This window comes from Nonomuraea sp. 10N515B, from assembly GCF_052245915.1.
In the GTDB taxonomy this organism is placed as follows: Bacteria; Actinomycetota; Actinomycetes; order Streptosporangiales; family Streptosporangiaceae; genus Nonomuraea.
In genome coordinates, this window is record NZ_JBQQBQ010000006.1 from 234134 (window position 1) to 252259 (window position 18126).

An 18126-nucleotide genomic window follows, 5' to 3' on the forward strand; every position below is an offset into this window, starting at 1 on the left:
GAGGGGGTTTCCGGGGGCATGCCCATCATCTACCGGCACAGGCTGTACTCGACCTCACCACGAAGCTGGGCCTCACGACCAGACGCTCGAACGCGGTGGGGCCCACATCGATCTGCCGCAGCAGCACCTCGATGCAGTGCCTGCCTACCACGTCGAAGTCCTGTCTGACGGTCGTGAGCGGTGGCGAGAAGAATTCGGACTCGGGGATGTCGTCGAAGCCGACCACGCTGATCTGCTCGGGGACCCGCACGCCCAGCTCGCCGAGCGCGCGCAACACGCCGAGCGCCATCTGGTCGTTGGCCGCGAAGACGGCGGTGACGCCGTCCATCGCGGCCAGGCTCTTGCCCGCCTCGTAACCGGCGCGCGGGCTCCAGTCGCCGGCCAGCGGCTCGGGCACCGGCCGGCCGGCCTCCTCCAGGGCGGCACGCCAGCCCTCGAGCCTGCCCTCGGTCTCCAGCCACTCCGGCGGGCCGCTGACGTGCCAGACCGTCTCGTGGCCCTGCTCCAGCAGGTGCCGCGTGGCGAGCTTGGCGCCCTCGACCTGATCGATGCAGACCGCCGACACGTCGGCCCGGTAGGTGGTGCCCTCCACCGCCACCGCCGGCATGCCGGGCGGCAGCCCCTCCAGAGCGGCCGTGGCCGACAGTTGCGGCGCGACCACCACGACGCCGTCCACGCCCTGCTCGGTGAGGTAGTCGATGGCGTCGCGCACATTGTGGGCGTCGATCGTCTTCAGGCTCACGATGCTGACGAAGTAGCCCGCGGTCCTGGCCGCCTGCTCGATGCCGTAGATCGTGCTGGCCGGGCCGTACAGCGTGGTGTCGAAGCTGACCACGCCGAGCGTCCGGGACCGCTTGGTGACCAGAGCGCGGGCGACCAGGTTGCGCCGGTAGCCCAGCCTGGTGATCGCCTCCTCCACCCTGGCCCTGGTGCCGGGCCGGACGTTCGGATGGTCATTGAGCACCCGGGAGACCGTCTGATGCGATACGCCTGCCTCCCTGGCCACGTCGGCCATGACCGGGAGGCGACGTTTGGGGGTGGTCACGGTCTCTCCTTTCGGGGGGCTTCGACGATCTTATTCAGCGCGACGCGCCTGCCCTGCGCTTGGTCCAGACATCGAACGCGACAGCGGCGAGGAGCACGGCGCCCTTGACGAGCATGACCCGCTCGCTCGGGGAGCCGATGAGGGACATGCCGTTGTTGATGACCGCCATGATGAGGCCGCCGGTGATCGCGCCGACCACCTTGCCGACGCCGCCCTGGACGGCCGCGCCGCCGATGAAGGCCGCGGCGATGGCGTCCAGCTCGAAGCTGTTACCCGCGGTCGGACCCGCCTGGTTGAGCCGACCGGCGAAGATGATGCCGGCGATCGCCGACAACACGCCCATGTTCACGAAGATCCAGAAGACCACCGACTTGACCTTCACGCCGGACATGACGGCCGCCTGGAGGTTGCCGCCGATGGCGTAGATCTGCCGGCCGAAGACCGTGCGGTTGGCCATCAGCGAGTACGCCAGCACCAGCACCGCCAGCAGCACGAGCACCCACGGCAGGTTCTTGAAGCGGGCCAGCTGCACGACGAGGAAGAGGATCAGCGCGGCCCCGGCCGCCATCTTCAGAACGAACAGCGCCATCGGCTCGACCGACTGGCCGTAGCCCTTGCGGGCGCCCCGGGTGCGCCACTGCGAGGTCACCATGCCGGCGATCGCGACCAGGCCGATGAGGAGGCTGAACAGGTCGGCGCCGCCGAGCGGGCCGAGGCCGATGTTGCCGAGGTAGCCGTTGGTGAAGCCGTTGGCCAGCGTGCGGACCTGGTCGGGGAACGGGCCGATGCCCTGGTTGCCGAGCACGGTGAGGGTCAGCGCCCGGAACAGCAGCATGCCGGCCAGCGTCACGATGAACGCGGGGATGCCGAAGTACGCGATCCAGTAGCCCTGCCAGGCCCCGATCAGCGCACCGGCCACCAGCGTGATGAGCAGCGCCAGAGGCCACGGCATGCCCATGTTGACCATGAGCACGGCGGCCAGCGCCCCCGTGACCGCCACCACCGAGCCGACCGACAGGTCGATGTGCCCGGCGATGATGATCAGGATCATCCCGATCGCGAGGATCAGGACGTAGGAGTTCTGGACGATGATGTTGGAGATGTTCTGCGGCTGGAGCAGCGCGCCGTCGGTCAGCACCGAGAACAGCGCGATGATCAGCGCGAAGGCGATGTAGATACCGCTCGAACGCAGGTTCAGCGACAGTCCGCCGAGCGACACCCGTCCCGGCTGCCGTGGCGCTCCCCCGTCGCCCTTGGCGCCGACCTGCACGTCGGCGGGCGTGATGCTACTCATCTTTCCTGTCCCTTGGTCATCAAGTACATGAGGTGTTCCTGCGTGGCCTCCTGGTGCGGCACCTCGCCGGTGATGCGTCCCTCGGAGAGGGTGTAGATGCGGTCGCACAGGCCCAGCAGCTCGGGCAGCTCAGAAGAGATCACCAGCACGGCCTTGCCCTCGTCGGCCAGGCGGTTGATGATCGTGTAGATCTCGTACTTGGCGCCGACGTCGATGCCTCGGGTCGGCTCGTCGAGGATGAGCACGTCGGGCTCGGTCAGGATCCACTTGGAGAGCACGACCTTCTGCTGGTTGCCGCCGCTGAGCTTGCCGACGACGCTGTTGACGCTGGGCGCCTTGATGTTCATGCTCCGGTGGAACTCTTCGGCGACCCGGTATTCCTCGTTCTCGTTGACCCAGCCCCGCTTGGACAGGCCGCTGAGGCCGGCCGCGCTGATGTTGCGCTTGATGTCCTCGATGAGGTTGAGCCCGTACCTCTTGCGGTCCTCGGTGGCGTAGGCGATGCCGTGCCTGATCGCGTCCTGCACGTTGCGGATCTCGACCGGGCGGCCGTCCTTGAAGATCTTGCCAGAGATGTGCACGCCGTACGTGCGGCCGAACACGCTCATCGCCAGCTCGGTGCGCCCGGCGCCCATCAGCCCCGCAAGGCCCACGATCTCACCGCGACGCAACGTGAGACTGGCTCCGTCGACCACCTTCCTGCCTGGTTGGCTGGGGCTGTAGACGGTCCAGTCCTCGATGCGCAGCGACTCCTCCCCGATCGTGGACTCGTGGGGCGGGAAACGGTTGTCCAGCGCGCGGCCGACCATGCCGGAGATGATGCGGTCCTCGGTCACATGGTCCGAGGCCATGTCCAGCGTCTCGATCGTCCGCCCGTCGCGGATGATCGTGACGGAGTCGGCGATCGCGATGACCTCGTTCAGCTTGTGGGAGATGATCACGCACGTGATGCCCTCGTCCCGCAGGCCGCGCAGCAGGCCCAGCAAGTGGGCGGAGTCGTCGTCGTTGAGCGCGGCGGTCGGCTCGTCGAGGATGAGGAGCTTGACCTCCTTCGACAGCGCCTTGGCGATCTCGACGAGCTGCTGCTTGCCCACGCCGATGTCGGAGATCGGCGTCGTCGGGTTCTCTCGCAGGCCGACCCGCTTCATGAGCTCGCCGGCCTCGTAGTTGGTGCGGTTCCAGTCGATGACGCCGCGCTTGGCGCGCTCGTTGCCGAGGAAGATGTTCTCGGCGATCGACAGCTGCGGGCTGAGCGCCAGCTCCTGGTGGATGATGACGATGCCGGCGTGCTCGCTGTCGCGGATGCCGCTGAACTCGCTCCGCTTGCCCTCGAAGGTGATCTCGCCCTCGTACTCGCCGTGCGGGTAGACCCCGGACAGCACCTTCATCAGCGTCGACTTGCCGGCGCCGTTCTCGCCGCAGATCGCGTGGATCTCGCCCCGCCGGACGGACAGGTTGACGTCCTGCAGCGCCTTGACACCTGGGAACGTCTTGGTGATCCCGCTCATCCGCAAGATGTGCTCGGTCATAGTGCCCCTCACTCAGAGCAGCCCCGGGGACGCGCAGGCGTCCCCGGGGCCAAAGCCCTTACTTGAGCTGGTCCTCGGTGTAGTAGTTGCCGCCGATGATGACGTCCTTGTAGTTGGACTTGTCGACGATCACCGGGTCGAGCAGGTACGACGGGACGACCTTGTTGCCGTTGTCGTAGTCCTTCTCGTTGTTGACCTCGGGCTTCTGGCCCTTGAGCACGGCGTCGGCCATCTTCACGGTCTGCTCCGCGAGCTTGCGGGTGTCCTTGAAGATGGTGGAGTACTGCTCATCGGCGATGATCGACTTCACCGACTGGAGCTCGGCGTCCTGGCCGGTCACGATCGGGTACGGCTTGCCGTAGCCGGAGCTCTTCAGCGCCGACAGGATGCCGATGGAAAGGCCGTCGTACGGGGAGAGCACGCCGTCGACCTTGGTGCCGCCGGTGTAGGTCTTGGTGAGGATGTCCTCCATGCGCTTCTGCGCCGTGGCGGGGTCCCACCGCAGGATGGCGGCCTGCTTGAAGTCCGTCTGGCCGCTCGCGACCTTCAGGGTGCCGTCGTCGATCTTCGGCTTGAGCACCGACATGGCGCCGTTCCAGAAGAACGTGGCGTTGTTGTCGTCGGGCGAGCCGCCGAACAGCTCGACGTTGAACGGGCCCTTCTTGCCGTCCTCGACGCCCAGGCCCTTCAGGAGGGAGGTGGCCTGCTGCACGCCGACCTTGAAGTTGTCGAACGTGGCGTAGTAGTCGACGTTGGGGCTGTTACGGATGAGCCGGTCGTAGGCGATGACCGGAATCTTGTTGTCGGCGGCCTGCTGCAGCTGCGAGGTGATCGCCGTGCCGTCGATCGAGGCGATGATCAGGAGCTTGGCGCCCTTGGTGATCTGGTTCTCGATCTGGTTGGCCTGGGTGGGGATGTCGTTCTCGGCGTACTGGAGGTCGACCTTGTAGCCGAGCGCCTCCAGCTGCTTCTTGACGTTGTCGCCGTCGTGGATCCAGCGCTCCGACGACTTGGTGGGCATGGTGACACCGATCAGTGCGCCCGCGCTGCCGGCCGACGCCGAGGTGGAGGCCTCGGCGTCAACGGTCTTCTGGCTGGAGCCACAGGCCGTCATGGTCGCGGCGAGCGCGATGGCGGACACCACGCCCCCGATTCGTCCCAACCTCATGAATGCATCTCCTTGCGATGGGGGTCGCGGCAGCGCTGGAACGCGGCGGCTGCCGATGAAACAGCGAGTTTGATCACTTGAACGTGACGAATCAGTACAAAGTTCGCGTTTCGTTTCCGCCGATTGTTATCGCTAACAAAGTCTATGTCAACGGCCGACCATAACCGCACGGAAACTTTCCGGTAACACTCTACGCAGGTCAGCGGCGTGACCGAGACGAGAACAGACGTTGAAGCAAGATGAAGACGAAGAGCAACAATCCAATGAAGATCTTTGTCCACCAGGAGCTGAGCGTGCCCTCGAAGCTGATGATCGTCTGGATCAGGCCCAGGACGAGCACTCCGAGCACGGTGCCCAGCAAGAAGCCGGTGCCGCCGGTCAGGAGCGTACCGCCGATCACGACGGCCGCGATCGCGTCCAGCTCCATGCCCACGGCGTGCAAGCCGTAGCCGGAGAGCATGTAGAACGACAGCAGCACCCCGCCGAGCGCCGAGCAGAAACCGCTGATCGTGTAGACGGCGATCTTCGTCCGCCCCACGGGGAGCCCCATCAGCAGCGCCGACTGCTCGCTGCCGCCGGTGGCGTACACGGATCTGCCCAGGCGCGTGTAGTGCAGGACGTACACCGCCACGCCCACGACCACCAGCGCGATGATCACGCTCGGTGAGATCCACATGTCCGCGAACAGGTCGATCCGCGTCTGGGCGAAGGCCGTGAACGTGGCGTCCTCGATCGGGATCGAGTCCGTTCCGATCGTGTAACACAACCCGCGCGCCAGGAACATGCCCGCCAGCGTCACGATGAACGGCTGGATGTCGAAGGCGTGCACGATGTAGCCCATCACCAGCCCGAGCCCGGACCCGATGGCCAGCACCAGCGGCACCACCAGGTACGGCGGCCACCCCGGCCCCGCCATCAGGCTCGCCGAGATCATCGTGGACAGCGCCACGACCGAGCCGACCGACAGGTCGATGCCCCCGGTCAGGATCACGAACGTCATCCCGACCGCCACCACCAGCAGGAAGGCGTTGTCGATGAAGACGTTGAGAATGATCTGCCCGGTGGCGAAGCCCTCGTAGCGGATGCCGCCCACCACGAACATGGCGGCGAACAGGCTGGCCGTCACCAGGACAGGGAGGTACTTGGCCGGAATGGACGTCCGGCCGATGGCTATCGCGGTCACGCGGTCACCCGCACTTTCTCCTCGGGGGCCGGGCTGGGCGGTGCGGTTCGCCCGCGTCGGTGGAACGCCTTCGCGCGGAAGGACGGGGACTGGATGAGGCAGACGGCCGTCACGACCAGCGCCTTGAACAGCAGCGTGGTCTCCGGCGGCACGCCGATCGAGTAAATGGTCGTGGTCAGCGTCTGGATGATCAGCGCGCCCAGGACGGTGCCGCTGAGCGAGAACCGGCCGCCGGACAGCGACGTGCCGCCGATCACTACGGCCAGGATGGCGTCCAGCTCGATCCACAGGCCGGCGTTGTTGCCGTCGGCGCTGGAGACGTTCGAGCTGATCATCAGGCCGGCGACGCCCGCGCACAGGGCGGCGAACGCGTACACCATGATGATGATCCCGCGCGACCGGATGCCGGCCAGCCGGCTGGCCTCGGCGTTGCCGCCGACGGACTCCAGCAGCATGCCCAGCGCCAGTCGCCGGGTCAGGAACGCCGTCAGCGCCAGCACGCCGATCACGATGAGGATGCCCACCGGCACGGTCAGCCAGTAACCGCCGCCGATCACCTTGTACGCCGGGCTGTTGACCGTGATGATCTGCCCGTCGGTGATGAGCTGGGCCAGACCGCGCCCGGCCACCATGAGGATGAGCGTGGCGATGATCGGCTGGATGCCGACGGCGGCGACCAGGAACCCGTTCCAGGCCCCCAGCACCAGGCACAACACCAGCGCCGACACCACGGCCGTGAACACGCTCGCGTCCTGGCTGATCTGCAGGCACGCCAGCGCGCCCGAGATCGCCACCACCGAGCCCACCGACAGGTCGATGCCGCCCGTGGCAATCACCAGGGTCATACCGAGCGAGACCAGGATCAGTGGCGCGCCGAAGCGCAGGATGTCGATCAGGCTGCCGTACAGGTGGCCGTCTTTGACCTCGATCGAGAAGAAGCTGGGCGTGAAGAACACGTTCAGCGCCAGCAGCAGCACGAGGACCACCACCGGCCACAGCAGGCGTCTCATGAGGCTCGCCCTCCGCTCGCGCTCCCGTTGCTCGCACCGCTCGCGATGGTCTCCATCAGCACGTCCGTCGTCAGTGACTCGTCGTTGGGCAGCTCGGCCACCAGCCGCCGGTCACGCAGGACCTCGACCTTGTGGCTGAGCCGCAGCACCTCCTCCAGCTCGGCGGAGATGAACAGCACCGCCATGCCGCCGTCGGACAACTCCGTCACCAGCCGCTGGATCTCGGTCTTCGCCCCGACGTCGATGCCCCGGGTGGGCTCGTCGAGGATGAGCAACCTGGGCTCGAGGATGAGCCACCTGGCCAGCAGGACCTTCTGCTGGTTGCCGCCGCTGAGGTTGCGGACGAGGTGCTCGGGGTTGGCCGGGCTGATCTTCAGCGCCTTGATGTACTTGCCGACCAGCTCGTCCTGCTGCTCGCGGGGCACCGGCCTGGTCCAGCCCCTGGTGGCCTGGAGTGCCAGGATGATGTTCTCCCTGACCGTGAGGTCGGGGATGAGGCCGTCGGCCTTCCGGTTCTCCGAGCAGAACGCGATCTTGTGGGTCATGGCGACGCGCGGCGTGCGCAACGACGCCGACGAGCCGCTGATGGCGATCTCCCCGGTGCCGGCGTGGTCGGCGCCGAACAGCAGCCTGGCGACCTCCGTACGGCCGGAGCCGAGCAGCCCGGCAAGGCCGACGACCTCGCCTTCGTGGATGGTCAGCGTGAACGGCTCGATCGCCCCGGTGCGGCCCAGCTCGCGGGCCTCGATCAGCGGGCGGTCGAAGACCTTGGCCTCGCCGTGCAGGCGCTCCAGCGCGGCCAGCTCCTGGCCGATCATTTTGGAGACGAGCTGGATCTGGCTCAGCTCGCGGGTGAGGTACTCGCCGACGAGCTTCCCGTTGCGAAGAATCGTCATACGGTCCGAAATTTCATAGATCTGGTCGAGAAAGTGGGAGACGAAGAGGATGGCGATGCCCTCCTCCTTGAGCCGCCTCATCACTCTGAACAGCTGCTCGACCTCGCCCGCGTCCAGGCTGGACGTGGGCTCGTCCAGGATCAGCACCCGGGCCTCGACGTCGATCGCCCGCGCGATGGCCACCATCTGCTGAATGGCCAGCGAGTACGTCGACAGCGGCGCGGACACGTCCAGGCTCAGCTCCAGTCGCGCCAGCAGCTCGTTCGCCCTGGCCCGCATGCGCTTCCAGTCGATGCGCCCGAAGCGGCGCGGCTCGCGGCCGATGAAGATGTTCTCGGCCACGGACAGGTTCGTGCAGAGGTTGACCTCCTGGTAGACCGTGCTGATACCGGCCTGCTGCGCCTCCAGGGGGCTGCCGAACGCGACCGGCGCGCCGCCCAGCTCGATGGTGCCCGCGTCGGCGGGGTATACGCCGGTGAGCACCTTGATCAGGGTGGACTTGCCCGCGCCGTTCTCTCCCATGAGCGCGTGCACCTCACCGGGCAGCAGCCGCAGGTCCACGCTGTCCAGGGCCTTCACCCCCGGGAACTGTTTGCCGATCCCGCTCATCGTCAGGACCGGCGCGGGAACTGCCATGTCGCCCCTTCCGTCGTCATCAGGTCTGCACCCTGCCTCGTCACTACGCTTTCTCCGCCCCGCCGTCCAGACGGCGGCGGATGCCGCTGCTCTCCTTGCGCGCCGCCCGCCTCGCACCGTCCGCATCTGGCTGGTGTCCTTTGGAGGGTGCGGGGTGGCGCCTTCCTACGCCCGCCGCACCCGCACCCCGGCCGGCGTCCCTTTTCGAAGGACCCCGGCCGAAGTGCGGTGGGCGGTCTGGTCCGGGAATCAGTACTGGCGGGTGGACAGGACCTGCTTGGCCTGGTCCTGGTCGAACGTGCTCTCCTCGGTCACCACGCGGGCCGGCACCTGCTCGCCCTTGACGACCTTCTTGGCCAGGTCCATCAGCTGCGGGCCAAGCAGCGGGGAGCACTCGACGATGTAGTTGATCTTCCCGTCGGCGAGCGCCTGCATGCCGTCCTTGACGGCGTCGACAGTGATGATCTTGATGTCCTTGCCGGGCACCTTGCCCGCGCCCTCGATGGCCTCGATGGCGCCCAGACCCATGTCGTCGTTGTGCGCGTACAGCACGTCGATGTCCGGGTTGGACTTCAGGAAGGCGTCCATGACCTCCTTGCCCTTGGCCCGCGTGAAGTCGCCGGTCTGCGAAGCGACGATCTTGAACTTCGACTCCGCCCCGATGATCTCCTGGAAGCCGGCCTTGCGGTCGTTGGCCGGGGCCGAACCCGTCGTGCCCTGCAGTTCGACGATGTTCACCGGGTCGGTGCTGTCCTTGTACTCCTCCATCAGCCACTTACCGGCCTTGCGGCCCTCCTCCACGAAGTCCGACCCGAGGAAGGTCTTGTAGAGGGAGGTGTCCTTGGAGTCCACGGCGCGGTCGGTCAGGATGACCGGGATCTTCGCGTTCTGTGCCTCCTTGAGCACCGTGTCCCAGCCGGACTCCACCACCGGCGAGAAGGCGATGACGTCCACCTTCTGCTGGATGTAGGAGCGAATGGCCTTGATCTGGTTCTCCTGCTTCTGCTGGGCGTCGGAGAACTTGAGCTCGATGCCCGCGTTCTTGGCCGCGTCCTGCACGGACTTGGTGTTCGCCGTCCGCCAGCCGCTCTCCGCGCCGACCTGCGAGAAGCCCATGGTGATCGTGCTGTCGCCGCCACCGCTCGTGCCGGCAGTCGTGCTGCCGCCACTGCCACAGGCCGCCACCGACATCGCGGCGAGACCGGCGACCACCAACGCCGAGATCCTCTTGAACACTTGGGGGATTCCCTTCTGATGTGAACGCTAACAGTCCGTAGACCGGACGCCGGCGCCTGCTACCTTCCAGTACGGCTCAGACCCGGACCGTGCTGGCCCGGAGTACGAACGTCGGCGGCACCACGAGCCGCTGCCGCTCCTCGGGACCGCCTTCGAGCTGCCGTACGAGCACCTCGATGCTGTGTCTTCCCACCGCGTCGAAGTCCTGCCTGATGGTCGTGAGCGGCGGCGAGAAGTACGCCGACTCGGGGATGTCGTCGAAGCCGACGACGCTCACCTGGCCGGGCACTCTCACCCCCTGCTCGGTGAACGCCCGCAGCACCCCGAGCGCCATCTGATCGTTGGCGACGAAGACCGCGGTGACGTTCTTCATGCGCGCCAGGCTGCGACCCGCCTCGTATCCCGAGCGCGGACTCCAGTCCCCGGCGAGCGGTTGCGGGGCCTCGCGGCCCGCCTGCTCCAGCGCGGCCCGCCACCCGGCCACGCGACCCTCGGCCTCCAGCCAGTCGGAGGGACCGCTGACATGCCAGACCGTCTCGTGGCCCAGCGACAGCAGGTGCTCGGTGGCGAGCCTGCCGCCCGCGACCTGGTCCACGCAGACCACCGACACATCGCCCGCCTCGCCGCCTTCGACGGCGACCGTGGGGATGCCGAGCGGCAGGTCGGCCAGGGCCCGGGCGGCCGAGCGCTGCGGCGCGACCACCACGACCCCGTCCACGCCCTGATCGGCCAGGTAGTCAAGGGCGTCGCGGACGCCGCCCTTGTCGATGGACTTGAGGCTGACGATGCTGACGAAGTAGCCGGCCGACCTGGCCGCCTGCTCGATTCCGTACACCGTGCTGGCCGGGCCGTACAGCGTGGTGTCGAAGCTCACCACGCCGAGCGTCCTCGACCTCTTGGTGACCAGGGCGCGGGCGACGAGGTTACGGCGGTAGCCGAGCTTGTCGATCGCCTCGAGCACCCGGGTGCGGGTCTCGCTGCGCACGTTCGGGTGATCATTGAGCACGCGCGAGACCGTCTGATGCGACACGCCGGCTTCCTTGGCCACGTCGGCCATGACCGGCAGGCGGCGCCCCAGGGCGGGTCTCATTGCCGTACTCCTTTCCTGGCTTGGCCACGACTGTGAACGTTAACAACCGGTCTCGTCAAGGGTCGCCGGGTTACGGTCGGATTACGTGAGCCGGGCTCTTGACGCGGTCGCCGACCAGTCCTTAACTTGTCGCGAATCGCAGTTGTTAACGCTAACTAAAATGTTAGCGCTAACAAGACCCGAGGAGCCCCCCACTCATGACGCGAATCGCCTTATCCGCCCTGCTCGTAGCGGGTCTGCTGGTGGCGCCACCACCGGCGGCGGCCGCGCTGGCGGATCCCATCCCCGAAGGCGCGGTCGTCGACCAGTTCGACGGGACCACGCTGGGTGAGGACTGGACGGTCCTGTCGCCCGACGACTCCCGCTGGTCGGTGTCCGCGAGCGCGCTCCACGTGGACACCCTGACCGGCGACACCCACCAGGGCACGAACAGCGCCAGGAACCTCTTCCTCGTCGACGTCCCCGCGGGCGACTTCGAGGTGGTCACCAAGCTCAGCGCGCCGGTCACGCTCGACTACCAGAGCGCGGGCCTGCTGGCCTGGCAGGACTGGGACAACTACGTACGGGCCGGGCTGGCCCACGTCGGCTTCGCCGGCGGCCCGGTGATCGAGACCGCGACCGAGGTCGGCGCGGCCTTCACCTCGACCTTCGCGGCCCGTCCCGGCTCCTCCGCCGAGATCGTCAAGCTGGCGCGGACCGGGGACGAGTTCACCTCCTCCTACTGGGACGGCTCGGCGTGGGTCCAGGCGGCCAAGATGACCGCACGGCTCAACGTCAAGCAGCTCGGGCTGTTCGCGCTGTCGGCTCAGAACGGCACGTCCGTGCGCGCCGACTTCGACTACATCGCCGTGAAGGCGGCCGAGGGTCAGGCCGTGGTGCCGGCGGGCGCGTTCACCCTGCGGGCGACGACGCTGCCATACCTGTCGGCCGGCAAGTCCGGCGCGGTGCGGGCCACGGCGCGGCCGCCGATGACCGGCCTGGCCGTCACGGCCACGGCCAGCGGCGACGGCGTGACGCTCAAGGACGTGGATACGGGGCGATACCTGCAGGCCACCGACCAGGTGCGGCTGAGCGGGACCGCGTCGGTCTTCCAGCTCAAGGACGCCGGCGGCGGCAAGGTCACGCTCTCCTCCGGCGACCGCAACGTCTCCATCAGCGACGGCAGGCTCGTCATGGGGACGGAGGCGACGAAGTTCCGCGTCGAGGACTACCTGTCCGGCAAGCTCACCGTGGATGCCAAGGCCAAAGGCACCAAGGTCAGCCCGAACCTCTACGGGGTGTTCTACGAGGACATCAACCACGCCGCCGACGGCGGGCTGTACGCCGAGCTGGTGCAGAACCGCTCGTTCGAGTTCAACTCCGTCGACGAGCGCTCCTACACGGGCCTGACCGCCTGGAGCAAGGCCGAGCGCGGCGCCACCGCCACCCTCGCGGTCACCGGTGAAGACCCTCTGAACCCCAACAACCGCAACTACCTGCGGCTCGATGTCGCCGGCGACGGCACGGCCGGGGTGAGCAACGCCGGCTTCAACCGTGGCCTGCCGCTGAAGGCCGGCAAGCGGTACGACCTGTCGCTGTGGGCCAGGCGGGCGCAGGACGCAACGCTGACGGTCACGGCCGAGGACGGGACGACCGTGCTCGGGAGCGCGACGCTGCAGGTCAAGGCGGGCGGCTGGGCCAAGTACACGGCCTCGTTCACGGCGTCGGCCACCACGGACGCCGGCCGTCTGATCGTCCAGGCTCCCGCCGGGCGGACCGACCTGGACATGGTCTCGCTGTTCCCGCATGACACCTTCAAGGGGCACGGCATGCGGACGGACCTGGCCAAGATGATCGCCGACCTGGAACCGCGATTCCTGCGTTTCCCCGGCGGCTGCGTGACGAACGTCGGCACGTACGACCCGTACTCGCTGAACCAGGAGCGGCGGCGCATCTACCAGTGGAAGGAGACGATCGGCCCGGTCGAGGAGCGGCCAACGAACTTCAACTTCTGGGGTTACAACCAGACGTATGGGATCGGCTACTTCGAGTACTTCCAGTTCGCCGAGGACATCGGGGCCGAGGCGCTGCCGGTGTTGTCGGTGGGCGTCAACGGCTGCGGCGAGAACCGGCCGCTGACCGACGAGGCCAAGCTGGCCACGTGGGTGCAGGACACGCTCGACCTGATCGAGTTCGCCAACGGGCCGGTCACCTCCGAGTGGGGGAAGAAGCGGGCCGAGCTGGGGCATCCCAAGCCGTTCGGGCTGGACTACATCGGGCTGGGGAACGAGGAGATCTACCCCGAGTTCTTCACGAATTACCCGAAGTTCGCGAACGCCATCCGGGCCAAGTACCCGGACATCAAGATCATCAGCAACTCGGGGCAGACGTCGGGAGGCGCCTGGTTCGACCGGATGTGGCAGTTCGCCCGCGACCAGAAGGCCGACCTGGTCGACGAGCACTACTACAACAACCCCGACTGGTTCCTGACCAACAACCACCGTTACGACTCCTATGACCGCAACGGGCCGAAGGTGTTCGTGGGCGAGTACGCCTCTCGTGGCAACACCTTCGGCAACGCGCTGGCGGAGGCGTCCTACATCACCGGCCTGGAGCGCAACTCCGACGTGGTGGAGCTGTCCTCGTACGCGCCGCTGCTGGCCAACGTGGACTATGTGGACTGGACGCCCGACCTCATCTGGTTCGACAACGACCAGGCGTACGGCTCGCCCAGCTACCACGTGCAGCGGCTGTTCTCCACGAACGTCGGCGACCGGGTGGTGCCGAGCTCGTTCGAGGCCGAGGCGCAGCCCGTGGAGGACATCAAGGGCGCGGTGGGCCTCGGGGCCTGGCGCACCCAGGTGCGCTACGACGACGTGAAGGTCACCGCGAAGGACGGGACCGTCCTGTTGTCGGACGACTTCTCGGCGGGCGCGTCCCAGTGGACCCCTGGGCTGGGGACGTGGGCCGTGCAGGATGGCGCGTACGTGCAGTCCGCGCTCGTCGAGGACGCCAGGTCCACGGCGGGCTCCGCTGACTGGTCGAACTACACGATGGAGGTGACCGCCCGCAAGACCGGCGGGGCCGAGGGCTTCCTGGTGATGTTCGGCGTGCGGGACACCGGCAACTTCTACTGGTGGAACGTCGGCGGCTGGAACAACACCCAGTCCGCCATCGAGAAGGCCGTGAACGGCGGCAAGTCCTCGATCGCCACGTCCGCCACCACGGTCGAGACCGGCCGGGACCACCGGCTGAAGATCGAGGTGAGCGGGCGCAAGATCACGACCTGGCTGGACGGGCAGAAGGTCAACGAGTTCGTGGACAGTGGCCGGGTCGAGCCGCTGTACCAGGTGGTGTCCAGGGACGGTGACGCGGTGACGCTCAAGGTCGTCAACGCCCAGGACACCGCCGTACGCAGCACCGTCGACCTCGGCGGACTCCAGGTCCGGCCCACGGCCAAGGTCACGTCGCTGACCGGTGCGCCGTCGGACATGAATTCGATCGCGGACCCGGAGCGGGTGGTGCCGGTGGAGTGGCGGGAGAACGGCTTCTCCTCGTCCTTCACCTACGACTTCCCGGCCCAATCGGTGACGTTCGTGAAGCTCACGGAACGGTGAGACTCGGGGGCGGCGCCGCTCCAACCGAACGGCGCCGCCCCACGCCTCCGCGCAGGCGAACATGCTTCCGCCGCGGCCCGGCGCAGCGTGTCGCAGACGCACCGCACCGCAGACGCACCGCACCGCAGACGCACCGCAGCACATCGCATCGCATGTGCATCGGATCGCAGGACCACCGCATCGCAGGACCACCGCAATGCACCTGCGCCGCAGGCGCAGCGCACCGCACCGCGCCGCACGCGCACCACATCGCGGCGCGCCGGCACGTTGGCCGGGGCGGGACGGGCCCCTCCCCGCCGACTACCCGATCACTCGGTAGTGGGTCGTCACGCGGCCGTCGTCGTCGAGGACGTGGAAGGCGATCGACGGGGGCAGGTCGTAATCGGCGCAGGATTCCGGGGACGTCCCGCCCTTCTCCCACGGCAGCTTCAGCGTCGAGATGACCCCCGGCCCGACCAGCAGCGGACGACCGGCGAAGGTGGTGGCGGCCGCCGTGTGGGCGTGCCCGACCAGGACGGCGGCCACGTTCGGGTGCCGGGCGACCAACGACTCCAAGGGCTCGGGCCGCCGCAGCCTGATGGCGTCCACGATCGGGCTGTGCAGCACCACCGGCGGATGGTGGAACGCGATGAACACCGGCAGCTCGCGCTCCCCCTCCAGCACACCCTCAAGCCAGGCGATCGTCTCATCGTCCAGCAGCCCCGGGTTCTGACGGGGCGGAATGGAGGAGTCGCACATCGCGTAGACCGCCTTGGAGCTGCGGTAAACCTGGTTGATCGGCTCCCCGCCGGGGTCGGCCGGCTCGCCGAGCAGCACCCGGCGGAATTCCTCCCGCACATCGTGATTGCCGGGACCGACCAGGACGGGGTGACGTGAAGTGAGCAGCTTGCGCGCCTCCTCGTACTCCTCCGCGACCCCGTGGTCGGCGATGTCGCCGGTGACGAGCACCACGTCGAGATCCCCGGGCAGGGCGTCGAGATAGCGCATCACGGCGTCGGCGCGATCGACGCTGCCGGGTGTGGCGCCGATGTGGATATCGCTCAGATGGGCGATCACGATCATGACTGGAGGTCCTTCCCCTTCTCGCAGGCCTCCTTACGGTACGCCGGACGACCGGACCGACCGTAGATCCAGTTCCGGGCGGAAAGCCCAGAACCAGTTCCGGAGCCGAGGACGCCCTGGCCGGAACGCGGGCGGAACTCGGCGGGCCGGCCGGCCGTTCTTCTCCATGAACACCGAAGGAGGGACATGGGCTGGCACTACAACAAGTCAATCAAGGTGGGACCGTTCCGGATCAACCTGTCGCGGCACGGAGTCGGCCACAGTTTCGGCAACCGGCGTTTCCACGTGACGGCCACCCCGGACGGCCGTCGGCACGTGTCCCTGCGCCTGCCTGGGGGCTTCCACGTCGGTAAGACGTTCGGAAAGCGCAAGTACTACAGGCATTACTAAACCCGATATATCGCGCTTTGTCGGGGTAGCAGGAGGCTCATTCGCGAATCTCATGGGAGGAATGCGATGGGCTGGAGCTACCGAAAGTCGATCAAGCTCGGGCCGTTCCGGCTGAACCTTTCCCGCGGTGGCGTGGGACACAGCTGGGGCAACCGTCTGTTCCGGGTGACGCGGACGGCGGACGGCCGCCGTACGTTGTCGGTCAACCTGCCCGGCGGCTTCCACTGGCGCAAGACCCTCGGCGGCCGCCGCTGACCGCTCGCCACAGAACGGGCCGGAGGTGAAAGCCTCCGGCCCGGCCACGGAGCGGCGGCACGTGGAGCAGGCGTGGACCGAGATCCGCCGTGAGCACGCCACACTGGCCGGATAAAAGTGCTCATTTGGTGAGCACTTTGACCGCAAGAATCGCAGTATCAGGAATCGGAGAGAGGAAACCGACATGCTGCGAGGATTCGCGACGCTGACCTTCTACGCGGCCGACTTCGAGGCGGCCAAGAGCTGGTACGCCGAGCTGCTCGGCATCGAGCCGTACTACGAGGTCCCGGGCGCCTACGCCGAGTTCCGCCTCGGCGACTATCAGCACGAGCTCGGCCTGATCAACAGCCGTTTCGCCCCCGAGGGCGCGACCGACGGGCCCGCGGGTTCGATCATGTACTGGCACGTGGACGACCTGCAGGCCGCGTTCGACCGGCTGCTCAGCATGGGGGCCAAGGAATACCAGCCCATCACCGAGCGGGGCGAAGGCAAGGGCTTCGTGACCGCGTCCGTGGTGGATCCGTTCGGCAACATCCTCGGCATCATGCGGAATCCGCACTACCTCGAGGTGCTGACCGCTAAGCGGCCGGTCTGACATCCTGGACTCGTGTCGCGCCCGCACATCCTGCTCACCGCCCCTCCCCGCACCGGCAAGACCACGGTGATCCGCCGCCTGGCGGAGCTGCTGGAGGGGGCGGGCGTACCGGTGCGCGGGTTCGTCAGCGACGAGCTACGCGAGCACGGCCACCGGGTGGGCTTCACGGTGGAGGAGTTCGGCGGGGAGAAGGCGGTGATGGCCCACGTCTCGTGGGTGTCGGGCCCCCGGGTCGGGCAGTACGGCGTCAACGTGCCGGAGTTCGAACGCATCGCGCTGCCCGCCATGGAGCGTGCGCTCACCACGAAGGGCGCGGTCGCCCTCATCGACGAGATCGGGCCGATGGAGCTGCTGTCGCCCGCCTTCATGCCACGCTGCGTCGCGCTCTTCGCCGCCGACATCCCCGTCGTGGCCACCATCCACCAGCGCAGCCGGCCATCGTTGAAATCGCGTATCGAGGCGGAGCTGATCACCGTCACCCCGCACAACCGCGACGACCTGCCCCGCACACTCAGCCGCCTGCTGTCGGCCTAACCCATGCCTACGACACCGCCGGGACGGCTGATCCTGCTCTGCGGACTGCCCGGCTCGGGGAAGACCACGCTGGCCCGGCGGCTGGCCACCGAGCTCCCGGCCGTCCGTCTCTGCCCCGACGAATGGCTCACCCACCTCGGCGTCGACCTCTACGACGAGCCGGCCCGCGACCGGCTGGAGAGGCAACTCTGGCGGCACGCGCAGGACCTGCTGCGACTCGGCCAGACCGTCATCCTGGAGTACGGCTTCTGGTCGCGCGAGGAACGCGAGGCGATGCGGCTCGGCGCGCGCGCCCTGGGCGCGGCCGTCGAGCTGCGCTATCTCGCGGTGTCCCTGGAGGAGCTGCACCGCCGCCTGGAGAGCCGCAACGCGGCCGGCGATTGGGGCACAGTGCCGATCACCTGCGACCTGCTCGACCGCTGGGCGAAGATCTTCGAGCCTCCGACGCCCGAGGAGCTGGCCCGGTACGACGCTTAGGGCCTGTCGTCGGAGCATGTCCGACTTCTCGTATGGACGCGGGGGCGCCTTCTCCGCCCATGAGAAACCTCTGTGTGGGGCCATGGCTCTGAAAGCTAATCTGTCAAAAACCCAGAACGTTCTGGCTCTT

Annotated in this window: 16 protein-coding genes; 6 read left to right on the forward strand and 10 right to left on the reverse strand. The window is 67.6% G+C overall.

The annotated features are described in order from the left end of the window. Window positions 1–25: 25 nt before the first annotated feature. From ACTWQA_RS11345 to ACTWQA_RS11385, 9 genes are all read right to left on the reverse strand, one after another. Complete coding sequence (locus tag ACTWQA_RS11345; RefSeq protein WP_443159196.1) at window positions 26–1045, reverse strand: LacI family DNA-binding transcriptional regulator; 1020 nt, start codon at window positions 1043–1045, stop codon at window positions 26–28. A 34-nt stretch (window positions 1046–1079) separates the two neighbouring features. Beyond that, a complete protein-coding gene (gene mmsB, locus ACTWQA_RS11350; protein ID WP_305922453.1) occupies window positions 1080–2339 on the reverse strand; it encodes a multiple monosaccharide ABC transporter permease in 1260 nt (419 codons plus the stop codon). Then, complete coding sequence (mmsA, locus tag ACTWQA_RS11355) at window positions 2336–3868, reverse strand: multiple monosaccharide ABC transporter ATP-binding protein (protein WP_443159197.1); 1533 nt, start codon at window positions 3866–3868, stop codon at window positions 2336–2338. Before mmsA ends, mmsB begins: the two co-directional genes overlap by 4 nt. A gap of 58 nt (window positions 3869–3926) precedes the next feature. Continuing rightward, window positions 3927–5036, reverse strand: coding sequence for a multiple monosaccharide ABC transporter substrate-binding protein (chvE, locus tag ACTWQA_RS11360; RefSeq protein WP_305922451.1), 1110 nt, complete (start codon window positions 5034–5036; stop codon window positions 3927–3929). A 199-nt stretch (window positions 5037–5235) separates the two neighbouring features. Beyond that, a complete protein-coding gene (gene yjfF / locus ACTWQA_RS11365) occupies window positions 5236–6219 on the reverse strand; it encodes a galactofuranose ABC transporter, permease protein YjfF (RefSeq protein WP_443159198.1) in 984 nt (327 codons plus the stop codon). Then, on the reverse strand, window positions 6216–7229 hold the full coding sequence (locus ACTWQA_RS11370) for an ABC transporter permease (protein ID WP_443159199.1): 1014 nt from the start codon (window positions 7227–7229) through the stop codon (window positions 6216–6218). Before ACTWQA_RS11370 ends, yjfF begins: the two co-directional genes overlap by 4 nt. Then, window positions 7226–8761, reverse strand: coding sequence for a sugar ABC transporter ATP-binding protein (locus ACTWQA_RS11375; protein ID WP_443159200.1), 1536 nt, complete (start codon window positions 8759–8761; stop codon window positions 7226–7228). The genes ACTWQA_RS11370 and ACTWQA_RS11375 overlap by 4 nt, the downstream gene beginning before the upstream one ends. A gap of 249 nt (window positions 8762–9010) precedes the next feature. After that, on the reverse strand, window positions 9011–9997 hold the full coding sequence (locus ACTWQA_RS11380; protein ID WP_443159201.1) for an ABC transporter substrate-binding protein: 987 nt from the start codon (window positions 9995–9997) through the stop codon (window positions 9011–9013). A 76-nt stretch (window positions 9998–10073) separates the two neighbouring features. Continuing rightward, window positions 10074–11087 carry a LacI family DNA-binding transcriptional regulator gene (locus ACTWQA_RS11385; RefSeq protein WP_305922446.1) on the reverse strand — a complete coding sequence of 338 codons (1014 nt, stop codon included), beginning with the start codon at window positions 11085–11087 and terminating at the stop codon, window positions 10074–10076. 197 nt (window positions 11088–11284) lie between these two features. On the opposite strand from ACTWQA_RS11385, the gene ACTWQA_RS11390 reads away from it, so the two are divergent. Beyond that, a complete protein-coding gene (locus ACTWQA_RS11390) occupies window positions 11285–14683 on the forward strand; it encodes an alpha-L-arabinofuranosidase C-terminal domain-containing protein (RefSeq protein ID WP_443159202.1) in 3399 nt (1132 codons plus the stop codon). Window positions 14684–14983: 300 nt separating this feature from the next. Here ACTWQA_RS11390 and ACTWQA_RS11395 read toward each other — a convergent pair whose 3' ends face one another. Further along, the gene (locus tag ACTWQA_RS11395) at window positions 14984–15745 is read right to left on the reverse strand and encodes a metallophosphoesterase (RefSeq protein WP_443159203.1); all 762 of its coding nucleotides are present in this window, start codon (window positions 15743–15745) and stop codon (window positions 14984–14986) included. Window positions 15746–15931: 186 nt separating this feature from the next. Between ACTWQA_RS11395 and ACTWQA_RS11400 the strand changes: the two genes are divergently transcribed. The 5 genes from ACTWQA_RS11400 to ACTWQA_RS11420 all read left to right on the forward strand — a co-directional run bounded on the left by ACTWQA_RS11400 (window position 15932) and on the right by ACTWQA_RS11420 (window position 17996). Beyond that, window positions 15932–16135, forward strand: a complete 204-nt coding sequence (locus tag ACTWQA_RS11400) for a DUF4236 domain-containing protein (protein WP_138666837.1) — start codon at window positions 15932–15934, stop codon at window positions 16133–16135. Between the two features lie 66 nt (window positions 16136–16201). Beyond that, window positions 16202–16390 carry a DUF4236 domain-containing protein gene (locus tag ACTWQA_RS11405; RefSeq protein ID WP_327590154.1) on the forward strand — a complete coding sequence of 63 codons (189 nt, stop codon included), beginning with the start codon at window positions 16202–16204 and terminating at the stop codon, window positions 16388–16390. A gap of 184 nt (window positions 16391–16574) precedes the next feature. Then, the gene (locus ACTWQA_RS11410) at window positions 16575–16985 is read left to right on the forward strand and encodes a VOC family protein (protein WP_443159204.1); all 411 of its coding nucleotides are present in this window, start codon (window positions 16575–16577) and stop codon (window positions 16983–16985) included. 12 nt (window positions 16986–16997) lie between these two features. Next, window positions 16998–17519, forward strand: a complete 522-nt coding sequence (locus ACTWQA_RS11415; protein WP_443159205.1) for a nucleoside-triphosphatase — start codon at window positions 16998–17000, stop codon at window positions 17517–17519. A gap of 3 nt (window positions 17520–17522) precedes the next feature. Then, entirely contained in the window at window positions 17523–17996 is a 474-nt protein-coding gene (locus ACTWQA_RS11420; protein ID WP_443159206.1) for an AAA family ATPase, read from the forward strand. The last annotated feature ends 130 nt before the right edge of the window (window positions 17997–18126 follow it).